Below are 11,971 nucleotides of genomic sequence, written 5' to 3'. Positions count from 1 at the left end.
CCGGGCGGGTGCCCGAAGACTGGGCCCAGCGCCTGCACCAGTAACTGTCTCGTGGACAACCTATGCGGGACCCAGGCGCGGTGATATTCTGACTTGAAACGTTTCAACAATGCCGTGGAGCGTTCATGTCCGGATATCGCGTGCTGCTCGCCGTCCTGTCCGCCCTCCTGGTGATCACGCCGCCAAGCGTCGCCGCACCCCGAACGGCCGTCCAGGTCGGCGACCTGCGCGTCGACAACGTTGTCAACCCCCTCGCCGCCGGTGCCACCCCGACGCTGAGCTGGAAACTGCGTTCCGAAAGGCCAGGAGAACGGCAGACGGCGTACCGGATCCTCGTCGCGAGCAATCCCCGGCTCCTCGAGGAGAACCGCCCCGACGTCTGGGACAGCGGGCGGATCACCAGCGCGGACTCGGTGGCCGTCCCCTACCGCGGGCCCGCCGGCGGAAAGCGGAACTACTGGACCGTCGAGGTCTGGGGCGCCCACGGCGGACCGCCCGCCGAGGCCGCGCCCGCCTGGTGGGAGACCGGCGCCGACTGGTCCGGCGCCCAGTGGATCACACCCGGTGACGCCTACGCCTGGCAGGACTTCGTCCTCGACGTCGACTTCACCATCAAGGCCGCGGCCGCGAGTGTGGTCTTCCGCGCCACCGGTCCCGACGATTTCCTGCTGTGGCAGGTCAACGCCGCCGAAGCGCCGGGCAAGGTCCTGCTGCGGCCGCACGTCAAGAGCCACGGGTCCTTCACGCTCCTCGGCGAAACCGACCTCAGCCCGGTCCTCAGCCCGCAGACCGCGAACGCCCCGCACCACCTGCGGATCGACGCGCGGGGGAGCACCGTCGTCACGTCGATCGACGGCACCCGGGTCGACTCCCGGCCGGTCGACGCGGTGCGCACCGGCACGATCGGGTTCCGCACTTCGCTCAGCCAGGGCACGCCCGAAGCCGCCGCCTACGACAACCTCACCGTCCACGGCCTCGACGGCACCCCGCTGTTTTCCGACGACTTCGAGTCCACTCCGGACCCGCGCTTCCCCGGAGCCACCATCACCGGCGGCGAGCTCGAACCCCAGGGCGACCCGCTCCTGCTCGCCCAGTCGCCGGACGCGCCGTTGCTGCGGCACGAATTCGTCCTCGACAAGCCCGTCGCGAGCGCCCGCGCGTACGTCCACGGCCTCGGCTTCCACGAACTGCACCTCAACGGCGGGAAGGTCGGCGACCAGGTCCTGGCGCCGGGGAGCACCCCCTACGACCGTCGCCTCCTCTACGACTCCTACGACGTGACACCACAGGTCCACCAAGGACGCAATGCGGCCGGTCTGTGGCTGGGCAACGGATACGGTCCGCGCTTCAGCCAGTACGGCTTCCGCTGGACCGGCCCGAAACAGGGCATCCTCGCGCTGGCCGTCACCTTCACCGACGGAACCCGCCGGACGATCACGACCGACGGCTCCTGGCGCTGGTCGGACGGCCCGGTGACGGCCAACGACCTCTACGCCGGGGAAAGCTACGACGCCCGGCTGGAGAAAACCGGCTGGGACCGCGCGGGTTTCGACGACGCGGCGTGGCACCCGGTGCGGACCGCGGCCGCCCCGGACGGGGAGCTCACCGGGTCGACCGCGCCGCCGATCCGGGTCGTCCGCACCCTCCGGCCCGTCGCCGTCACTCAGCCGCGGGCGGGCGTGTACGTCTACGACTTCGGCGAGAACTTCGCGGGCTGGGCGCAGCTGCGCGTCGCCGGACCGGCCGGCACGACCGTGCGGATGCGCACCGCGGAAGAGCTGACCGGGGACGGGATGCTCGACACCACGACCAACCGCAACGCCGCGTCCACCGACTCCTACACCCTCGGCGCCGCCCGCGGAACCCAGGTCCACGAGCCCCGGTTCACCTACCACGGCTTCCGCTACCTCGAGCTCACCGGCTACCCGGGGACGCCGGACGCGGGCAGCGTCGCCGGCCGGGTCGTGCACGCCGACGTCGCCGCCACCGGGCACGTCGAGACGTCCGACCCGCTGCTGAACACGATCTGGGCGAACAACCGCCGGGCCGTGCTGAACAACTCGATGAGCCTGCCCACCGACAACCCGGTCCGCGACGAGCGGACGCCGCCGGGCATGGACGTGCAGACCTACCACGACGCCGCCGTCCTCGACTTCGGCATGGAAGCCTTCTACCGCAAGTACCTGCTCGACCTGCCGCCCGGGACGGCGTTGCCCAGCGACGCCGGGAACGCCCAGCTGCCGGACATGGGCGGCGGCTCGGTCGACCTGGCCTGGTCGCTCTACGAGCAGTACGGGGACCTCCCGCGGCTGGCCGCCGCGTACCCGTTGATGAAGGCGTTCGTGGACACCAATGCGGCCGCCTATCCCGGCCACATCTGGCCGGACGACCGTGGCTTCGGCGACTGGTGCCCGCCCGACCGCGGCCCGAACGCCAACGGGGGACAGGGAAATCCGTCCGCGGGCGCGTGCTTCAGCGAGCGTTCGCTGGTCAACACCGCGCTGTCCTACCGGCAGGCCGAAGACGTCGCGAAAGCCGCGCGGGCGCTGGGAAAGACCGCCGACGCGGCCCACTTCGCCGAGCTGGCGAACGCGATCGCCGCCGCGTTCAACGCGCACTTCCTCGACGGCGCCACCTACGGCGACGGCCGTCAGACGACCAGCGTCCTCCCGCTCGCCTTCGGGATCGTGCCCCCGGACAAGGTGGCCGCGGTCGGCGCGCAACTCGTCGACACGATCCTCACCAAGGACGGCGGGCACCTCGACACCGGCATCTTCGGGACCCGGTACCTGCCCGAAGCGCTCGCCAAGGCCGGCCGCATCGACGTCGCCCTGACCGTGCTCCGGCAGAAGACCTACCCCGGCTTCGGGTACGAAATCAGCCGCGGCGCGACGACGCCGTGGGAGCAGTGGACGTACGAGTCCGGCATGGAGACCCACGACCACGCGATGTTCGCCGGGATCAACACCGCTTTTTACACGCAGTTCGCCGGCATCACGCCCGCGGCGCCGGGATACGCGTCGATCGCCATCGCGCCGCAGGTCCCGGCCGGGCTCGGGCACGTCGCGGCGTCGATCGACACGGTCCGCGGGCCGGTCAGCTCCGCGTGGACGCAGACCGGCTGCCGCTTCGAACTGACCGTGACCGTGCCGGTCAACGCGACCGCCACGGTCACCCTGCCCACGGGGAACCGGATCCCGGTCGGTTCCGGAACGTCGAAGTTCACCGTCCGCCACTGCCCCTGACCGAAGGAGAAGCCCGACCCGAGGCGGCCGCCGTCCCGACCGAGCGGCGGTGACCGTCACAAGCGGCGAAACCGGGCCTCCAGCAGCGCGAACACCCCGAACACGGCGATCCCCGCCGCCAGTGTCAGCAGCAGCGCCTGCCCGTACGGCTGCACGGCCAGCGTCTTCAACGCCGGATCCAAGCCGCCCGCTTTGGCGGGGTCGTAGCGGACGGCCGCCAGGACGAACATCACCCCCACCGTGGCGTACAGGACGCCCACCGCGCACCAGCCGATCTGGCCGAGGCGGGTGGTCGACGTGCGCAGGGTGGCGGAGGCGCCGCCGAAGTCGAGGTCGCGGAGGAACTCCTTCCGCGCGCCCCGGAAGGCGAGCCACGCCGCGACCGCGATGACCAGGACACCGGCCGCGATCACCGCGACCGCGCCCCACGGCCGGCCCAGCACGCTCGCGACCACCGAACCCGCCTTGCCGGACGCGCCCATCGCCGTCTTGCCCGCGCTGTAGGCGACGAGGCCGTACAGCACCACTTCGACGCCACTGACCGACCGGCGCACCCACCGCCGCCGGGGTTCCGCGTGCCGGTGGCCGGTGATCGCCTCGGCGAGCTGCCAGAGCGCCAGCACGCCGGTGCCGGCGGCGACCAGCCAGAGCAGCCAAGCGCCGCCCTCGGAAGCGACGATCTGCAGCGCGCCCGCTTTGTCGGCCCGGTCGTTGTCGCCGAGCGCGACCTGGACGGCCAGCCACGCGACGATGAGGTGCACTGCCGCGTAGCAGGTCAGCCCGATCCGGGCGAGCAGGCTGAAAACTCTCAGTTCGGGCATGAAACCGAGTTTTGCTCACCTTGCCCGGTTCGGCAGCGTGAAGCCGTGGCCGGCGCCCCTCGCCACCCCGGCTGCCGAGCCCGCCGATCAGGGGTCGGGCGGGCACCAGGTGTCGGAGGTGGGCCCGTCGGCGGCCCCGCAGAAGCCGTGCAGCGACTTGTCGACTTCGCCGCCCGACACGCCCATCACCGCGACCGGCTTGTTCTGCGGCACGTTCCGGCCGATGTCGCCGCCGTAGTCGATGGTGCCGGTGACGCCTTCGAGGTACTTGTTGACCTGCTTGGCCCCCGGGCGCGACGTGTGGATGGCGGTGATCTCGCGCCAGATCGCGCCCGGCGTCACCGGGATCTCGGCCGCTGTCTCGCGCAGGTACGCCGCCGCGACGATCATCACCTGCGCGGCGTCGTAGGCCAGTGCGGCGTGGCCGTCGTACGAGCGGCCTTCCGGCGTCCGTTCGAACGGGAACAGCGTCTCGTCCAGCGTCGTGTAGAAGTCCAGCGCGGTGCCGCTCGCCTCGGTGACCGGCGCGGTGGCGAACGACAGGTAGTAGTAGGGCAGCGCCCGGTTGCGCCGGCGTTCGCCCTGGTCGGCGACGAACCGCGTGACGTCGTCGTCGCCGATCACCGTGGCCCGGCTGCCGCACTGCGCGGCGCTGCTGAGGAACTGGCCGAAGTCGGGCACGCCCCGGCCGGCGAAGAACGCCACGCCGTCGTAGGAACACGTGTCCCGGCCGGCCGCGCCGGCGTTGCCCAGCAACGTCTCGTCGTAGCGGACGTGCGAAGGCGGCCCGCCGAGGCCGCCGTCCGGGGTGAACGCCCGTGCTTCGGCCTGGAAGCCCTTGTCGCGGAAGGACTTCAGGACGTCGTCGCGGAGGTTGGTGCTGTAGAGGTCGGCGTCGTCGTCGGAGTAGTAGACGCGCACCGTGCGCGGGCCCGGCAGCTGCTCGGCGAACCCCGCCGCCACCGCGGCCTCGCGCCGGTTCTGCGGGGTCACCTGGAAGTACATCGGGTTCAGGTCGGCCAGCGGATCCGCGGACAGCGTCGAGGCGACCATCGGCAGCCCGGCGTTGGTCAGCGCGGCGATGGTCTGCTGGGTGGGGGTGCTGCTCAGGTCCAGCCCGACCACCCCGACGATGCTGCTGTCCTGCTGGGCCTGCAGCCGCAGCTGGTTCGCCACCCGCACGCCTTCGCGCATGTTGCGGCCCGCGTTGGCGATGAGCAGCCGGACGATCGGATCGGCCGAACCCGGCGCGTTCAGCTGCCGCAGCTGGGCGACCGCGAACCCTTCCAGCGATTCGCGTTCGGTGGTCAGGCCCTCCGCGAGGTTGTTGGACGAAGTCAGCGCCTCCAGCACGACGAGCGTGATGTACGGCCGTTCGGGGTGGGCTTCGTGCAGCCGTTCCGCGCGGTGGTTGTGGTCCAGCACGACCGCTTCGACCTGCCGGATCGTCGCGTCCGACGGCTGGAAGACGTCCTGGGAGCCGTCCGTGACGCCGACGCACTCGCTGCCCGTCCAGGTCAGCCAGGGGTTGTCGGAGCCGCAGTGCTCGGCCCAGGTGTCGTGCCGGTCGTAGGCGACGAACCCGGCGACGAGCGCGACGACCACCACGGGCACGCCGATCCGCGTCCACCGGCTGGCCCACCACGGCGGCCGGACCTGCCTGCGGAACCGGTAGTCGCTGCCGAGGGTCTGCAGCATCTGCCGGACCCTCGGCTCGTCTTCGTCCGACGCGGGCCGGACGCCGACGGGCAGGTACCAGGCGGTCGGCCGGCGTTCCCGCCGGTCGCGTTCGAGCTGGTTCTGCCAGGCCACGTACGCGGCGCGCGCCTGCCCGGCCTGGAACTGCGGCCGGTGCAGCGTCGACTCCGCGTCGGGCGGCGGCGCGGGACTGGCGCTGACCACCAGCAACGGGTCGAACCGCCCGACCTGGTTGCGGACGGAGTTGACGAGTTCCAGCAGCCGGTAGCCGCCGTTGCCGACGCTCACCTCGTCCAGCAGCAGGACGGGGTAGGTCATCCGCCGTCGCCGCCACACCCGCCACGGCCGCAGCCGGTAGGCCCGCCGAAGGTCTTCGAGGAAGGCGTTGAGCAGCAGGCGGCAGACGTACTCGGAGGCCTCTTCCTGCCACTGCCCCTCGGTGAGCCGCCGGGCGAACCGGACGAAGCTGCCGGACATTTCGGGGGCCAGGTGCGGTTGCCGCAGGAACCAGCGGTACCGCCCGGAGAGCAGGGGCACCCGCCCGGTGACGGCGATCCGGAAGGTCAGCAGGGTGAGCCCGCGCACGAGCAGCGAGAAGACCTTCCAGATGCCCTGGTTTTCGGGCAGCTGCTTGACGGCGTCCTCGGCGGAGGAGCTGAACCGCTCGGCGAGGCTGATCCGCCGGATGGCCCGCCGCAGCACCCCGTCGGGATCGTCGCGGCCGTCGTAGTCCTGCAGCATCAGCCAGTAGACGAGGTCGAACAGCGGGAAGGGCAGCCGGCTGGTGTGCGCGGTCGCGCTGTCGCCGAGCTGCTTCCGGGCATCCCGCAGGATGTCCCGCACGACGGTGACGGAGTCGGCGGTCGCGGGCCCGGCTTCGTCCCGCCCTTCGTGCGCGGTGAGTTCCGGCCGCGCGTACCGGATGCTGCCCTGCGGTTTCGCGGTCTTGAGCCGTTCCGCGACGGCGGCGAGCACGTCCCCGCTTTCGGCCGGCCGGACGAGGCAGACCATGGGCAGGCCCCGCCGTTCGGACCGTTCGTCCTGGTAGTCGCCCCAATGGCACTGGTCGTCGAGTTTCCGCGGCCGGTCCCCGAGCCGCGGCCGCAGGCAAAGCGCTCCGAGCAGCTTGATCAACACATCGGCGCCGAGAAATCCGAGCGGCCCTGTTCTCCCCATCGGAACAGAATGGCACGCGCCGCGTGGAACCGGTTCCGCAATTCCACCGACGTCACTCGGGCGGAGGTGTCCGCCGCCGCCTCGCGCGCTCGTGAGTTTTCGTCGTGGTACACCGCTGGTCCGTGGTGGTCAGCCGAGCCGGGCGCGGATCACCTCCGCGTGCGGGTCGCCGAGCTCGTCGAAGATGGCGAGGGCCTGGTGCCAGCGGGCGCGAGCCGGCCCGTCCAGGCCCTGGGCGGCGAGCGTCCGCGCGAGACTGGCCAGCACGCGGGCGGTCGTGCGCTGGTCGCCGAGCTCCCGGCTGAGGGCGAGGACCTGCTCGTACCGGTGCCGCGCGCGGTCGTGGTGCCCGGCGTCGGCGTGGATGTCGCCGAGGGTGCCCAGGGTGAACTGCAGGCCGGTCCGGTCGTCGTTCTCCCGCTGGATGGTCAGCGCCTGCTCGAGGTGCCGGGCGGCGTGCACGGGCTGGTCGAGCCGCCGGTAGGTGTCACCGAGGTTGTTCAGGCCGAGACCTTCGCCCTGCCGGTCGCCGGTTTCGCGGAACAGCAGCAGCGCCCGGCGGAAGCAGTCGGCGGCCGCGGCGAGCCGGCCGAGGTCGACGTGGACGACACCGAGGTTGTTGAGGTTCCAGGCCTGACCGTGCCGGTCACCGACCTCCTCCAGGATCGCCTGCGCCCGCTGGTGACAGTCGATGGCGGTGGGGTAGCGGCGCAGATCGCCGTACGCGACACCGAGACCCCGCCAGATGATGCCCTCGCCGCGCCGCTCGCCCAGCGCCCGCGTCGCCTCCAGCGCGACGTCGAAGGTGGCGATCCAGTCGTCCCAGTGGCTGCGCCGGTAGTAGAAGCTGAGCAGCACCCACGCCAGCTGCCAGGCGACTTCCGGCAGGCCGTGGCCGGCGGCGGTTTCGACCACCGCACGCAGGGTGGCCCGTTCCGATTCGTACCACGCCAGGGCTTCCTCGTGGTCCGCGAACCGCGGCACCGCGCACCGCTCCGGCAGCGGGTGCAGTGAAATGATCCGGACCCGGTGCGGATCGAAGACGCCGCGGGCGGACTCGGCCGCGTGCAGGTACCACGTGAGCAGCCGGTGCGTGGCCTGCGGGGGCTCGCTCCGCGCCCGGTCGCGGGCGAACGGGCGGACCAGGTCGTGGAACCGGTACCGGCCCGGGGTCGTCTGCAGCAGCAGGTGCTCGTCGAGCAGGGCTTCGAGCTGCCGTTCGGCGTCCTCGGACGTCGTCGAGGCGAGGGCCGCGGCCGACTCGGCGGTGAAGTCGCCGCCCGGATGCAGCCCGAGCAGCCGGAACATCCGCTGCTGCGCCGGCGGCAGGGCACGGTAGGACAGCGTGAACAGGGCGTGCAGCTCGTCGGTGCCTGCCCCCTTCCGCAACCTGGTCACCAGGTCGGCAACCGTCCACAGAGGACGTTGGCGGAGCCGCCGCGCGGCCAGCGAGATCGCGATCGGCAGGTGCCCGCACAGGTCCGCGACCCGGGCGGCGGCCCGGGGTTCGGCGGTCACGCGGTCGTCGCCGGCGATCCGGGACAGCAGGGTGATCGCTTCCGCCGTCGGCAGCACGCCGATCGGCAGTTCGCGCGCGCCGGCCAGCCCGGACAGGCTCCGGCGGCTCGTGATCAGCACCAGGCTGCCGGGGTCGCCGGGCAGCAGGTGCCGGACCTGCTCCTCGGTCGCGGCGTTGTCCAGCAGGATCAGCGTCCGCCGGCCGGCCAGCCGGGACCGGTAGAGCGCGGCCCGTGACTCCAGCTCCTGGGGGATGTGCTGGCCGGCCACGCCGAGCAGGCGCAGGAAGTTCTCGAGGGCCGTGGTGGCCGGGACCGGGGGCAGCTCGGCGTCGAACCCGCGGAGGTCGGCCCACAGCTGGATCTCGTCGAACCGCCCGCTGCCGACCAGCTGGTGGGCGGCGTGCACGGCCAGCCGCGTCTTGCCGACGCCGGCCATGCCGTGGATCGTGCCGATCGCCACCGCCGTGGCGGAACCCGGCTCGGCCAGCGCGTGCAGCGTGCGCAGCTCCGCCTCCCGGCCGACGAACTCGGCGATGTCCATCGGCAGTTGCCGCCACGCGCCGGTCTCGGTGTCCGCGGCGGGGGCGAACTCGCCGGCGAGGATGTCCTGCTGCGCCCGCCGCAGCCGTGCGCCCGGCTCGATGCCCAGCTCCGTCACCAGCCGCTGCCGGGCGAGGGAGAACGCGTCGAGTGCCTCCGCCTGCCGTCCGGCGTGCTGCAGGGCCAGCATCAGGGCCACCCACAGCTCTTCCCGCAGCGGGTGCTCGGCGAGCAGCAGGCGCAGGTCCCCGATGGCGGCTTCCGGCCGGCCGAGCTTGATCCGCGCGTGGGCGTGCCGCTCCGCCGCGGTGAGCCGCACGTCCTCCAGCCGCGCGATCTCCGCCCGCAGGACCGGCCCCGGTGACAGGTCCGCCAGCGGCCGGCCGCGCCACAGGCCCAGCGCGCGCTCGAAGTGACCGGCGGCGGTTTCGAAGTCCCCCTGCCGCCACGCCCGGTCGCCCCGCCGGGCCTGGTCCTGGAAGACTTCCAGGTCCAGCTCGCCGGGGTGGACGGTGAGCAGGTAGCCACCGGGCAGCGTGGCGAGCCGGTCCTCGCCGAGCGCGGTGAACACCCGCCGCAGCCCGGCGACGTAGGTCCGGACGTTGGACTCCGGCGCCACCGGCGGCTTCTCCCACACCGCCTCGGCGAGGTAGCCGACGTCCGCCGCGGCGTTCGCCCGCAGGAGCAAGGCGGCCAGAACCGACCGCTGCCGCCGCCCGCCGACCGCCACGGCCTCACCCGGGCGCCCGGCTTCGAGCGGCCCGAGGAGCCGGAACTCCACGTCGATCCCCTCCCCGTTTCCCTCTTTGCATCGTGGCGCAACCCGTGCGGCCGCCCAACCTCCAGCCGGGCCAATTCCGTGCGGCATTTGTGCGGGATCTGTGCCGGCGATCCGGCACTATCCCGCGCCCGCCGGACGGGCCGGTGTGCGGACGCCTGTGCGGATTCTGTGCGCCCGCCGAAGCAGAGTGGTCGAGCGGGAGGACGTGGCCACGGGGGAGACGTCCTCCCGCTCGACCACCGGGGAGGAAGAATGCGACGGAAATACGCTGTGACATCCGCGATCCCGATGTCATTACTGGCGACGGTCCTGATCGCCGATCTCGCTACCGCGTCGACGCCCGCGGTCCGGACGGCGTTCGCGGCTCAGGGCCGCGCGGGCGGGCTCGACGCCACGCAGATCGCCACGCTGCAGGAAAAGGCGGACCACTACCTGGCCACCATGGGCGGCCGCCAGGTCGGGCTCAACAAGATCGACCTCGACGGACGGGGCATGGTGTCCATCGCCCTGCCCGGCGAGGCCCATCCCCGGAATCTGCCGGGCGCGCGGAGCGACTACTGTTTCGCCTGGCCCAACGGGGCACCCTACGGTCGCTTCTGCGCCTACAGCGGAATCTGGTACACGGGCGATTCGGTCGACATGTACTACTGCGACAGGTACGTCGTCAACTACGGCGGCCCGGGTTCGTGGGACAACAACCAGTCGTCGGGCACGAAAGCCCGGATGTTCGACAACATGGACCGGCCCGTCTACACGACACCCCGCGCACCGAGCCACGACCGCGAGGGAAATTGGCACGGTATCGCCTACGTCAGGAATTGCTGATTCGCTTTCTCGCCGAAATTCACGGAAGGGAGTTCTGTCATGGGAACGAGGATCGCGGTGCGGACGGGATTGCTCTGCGGAGCCGTCGCGGCGCTGATCGGCGGCGTGCTGCCGGCCGCGGCGCACGCGGCGGGCAACTGGGACGACTGCCCGCAGCAGCACGTCTGCTTCTGGACGGGCGACAACGCCACCGGTGACATGTGCTACTGGTCCGGGGACGACCCCAACTGGCTGACGGGCGCCATCAAGTGCTCGTGGGCGAAGTCGACCAGGGCGCAGTCGGTCTACAACCACGGCACGACGGGGGCTTCGGTCTCGTACTACACCGGAGCCGACTACGGCGGCCAGCGGGCCGGCTGCACCGCGAGCGGCGGCTACGGGAACTTCAAGGGGAACAACGGCACCGGCTACCTCCTCCGTTCCCACCGCTGGAGCTGCTGACACCGTGACTCGGCGAGCGCTGAAGCGATCATCCTCGTAGGCTTCGCCGCACAGCGCAGCGTCCGTGCATCGAGAGGTGATCGTGGCCAGGGTCTTTCGCTCGGCGGTCACCGGCCGCGCCGGGCCGCTGACGGTTGCCGTGACCGGGGCGAGTGGGCTGGTCGGGACGGCGCTGACCGCGCTGCTGACCACCGGGGGACACGAGATCGTCCGGCTGGTCCGGCGGGCCGCGGAGACGCCCGGCGAGCGCACGTGGCAGCCGGAGGAACCTGCCGCGGACCTGCTCGCCGGCGTCGACGCGGTCGTGCACCTGGCCGGCGCCCCGATCACCGGCCGGTTCGACGACGAGCACCGGCGAGCCGTGCGCGACAGCCGGATCGCGCCGACGCGGGCGCTCGCGGACCTGGCCGCGCGCACACCCGACGGCCCGAAGGTGTTCGTCTCGGCGTCCGCGGCCGGCTACTACGGACCCGACCGCGGCGACGAGGTCCTCACCGAGGAAAGCGAGCGCGGGCAAGGCTTTCTGGCCGACGTCACCGCCGAGTGGGAGGCGGCGACCGAAGTGACGGGGCTTCGGGTGGTCAGGGTGCGCACCGGCCTGGTCCTCAGCCCACGCGGCGGCCTGCTGCGAGTGCAGTACCCGCTGTTCATCGCCGGCTTGGGCGGCCCGTTCGGCACGGGCCGGCAGTGGATGCCGTGGATCGCCATCGACGACCTGGCCGACGTCTACCTGCGGGCCCTGACGGACTCGGTCCTCAGTGGACCGATCAACGCGGTGAGCCCGCAACCCGTGCGCAACGCCGAGTACACGCGGACACTGGGCAGCGTGCTCAAGCGGCCGACGTTGCCCGAGGTGCCACCGACCGGCCCCCATCTCCTGCTTGGAGAGAACGGCACCCGCGAGTTCGCGCTGGCCGGCCAGCG

At 72.1% G+C, this 11,971-nt stretch carries 7 protein-coding genes; 4 read left to right on the top strand and 3 right to left on the bottom strand.

All coding sequences use genetic code 11. The features are described from left to right. Positions 1-125: 125 nt before the first annotated feature. A complete protein-coding gene (locus CCN39_RS32165) occupies positions 126-3,245 on the top strand; it encodes a family 78 glycoside hydrolase catalytic domain (RefSeq protein WP_244211088.1) in 3,120 nt (1,039 codons plus the stop codon). A 56-nt stretch (positions 3,246-3,301) separates the two neighbouring features. On the opposite strand, the gene CCN39_RS32160 is transcribed toward CCN39_RS32165, so the two are convergent. The 3 genes from CCN39_RS32160 to CCN39_RS32150 all read right to left on the bottom strand — a co-directional run bounded on the left by CCN39_RS32160 (position 3,302) and on the right by CCN39_RS32150 (position 9,781). After that, positions 3,302-4,066, bottom strand: a complete 765-nt coding sequence (locus CCN39_RS32160) for a DUF1206 domain-containing protein (protein WP_086848402.1) — start codon at positions 4,064-4,066, stop codon at positions 3,302-3,304. A gap of 87 nt (positions 4,067-4,153) precedes the next feature. Further along, positions 4,154-6,940: an ABC transporter substrate-binding protein gene (locus tag CCN39_RS32155; protein WP_244211087.1), complete on the bottom strand. Its 2,787-nt coding sequence runs from the start codon at positions 6,938-6,940 to the stop codon at positions 4,154-4,156. Between the two features lie 129 nt (positions 6,941-7,069). Continuing rightward, a complete protein-coding gene (locus tag CCN39_RS32150) occupies positions 7,070-9,781 on the bottom strand; it encodes an AfsR/SARP family transcriptional regulator (RefSeq protein WP_158104570.1) in 2,712 nt (903 codons plus the stop codon). 270 nt (positions 9,782-10,051) lie between these two features. Here CCN39_RS32150 and CCN39_RS32145 point away from each other — a divergent pair, with 270 nt between their 5' ends. The 3 genes from CCN39_RS32145 to CCN39_RS32135 all read left to right on the top strand — a co-directional run. After that, entirely contained in the window at positions 10,052-10,606 is a 555-nt protein-coding gene (locus tag CCN39_RS32145) for a hypothetical protein (protein WP_143264232.1), read from the top strand. 39 nt (positions 10,607-10,645) lie between these two features. Continuing rightward, on the top strand, positions 10,646-11,047 hold the full coding sequence (locus CCN39_RS32140) for a peptidase inhibitor family I36 protein (RefSeq protein ID WP_086848397.1): 402 nt from the start codon (positions 10,646-10,648) through the stop codon (positions 11,045-11,047). An 82-nt stretch (positions 11,048-11,129) separates the two neighbouring features. After that, a partial coding sequence (locus CCN39_RS32135; protein ID WP_244211086.1) for a TIGR01777 family oxidoreductase occupies positions 11,130-11,971 on the top strand: 842 nt, incomplete at its 3' end.

Origin of the sequence: Amycolatopsis kentuckyensis, from assembly GCF_002155975.1 — a bacterium.
GTDB lineage: Bacteria > Actinomycetota > Actinomycetes > Mycobacteriales > Pseudonocardiaceae > Amycolatopsis > Amycolatopsis kentuckyensis.
This window is presented reverse-complemented; position numbering and strand designations above follow the sequence as displayed.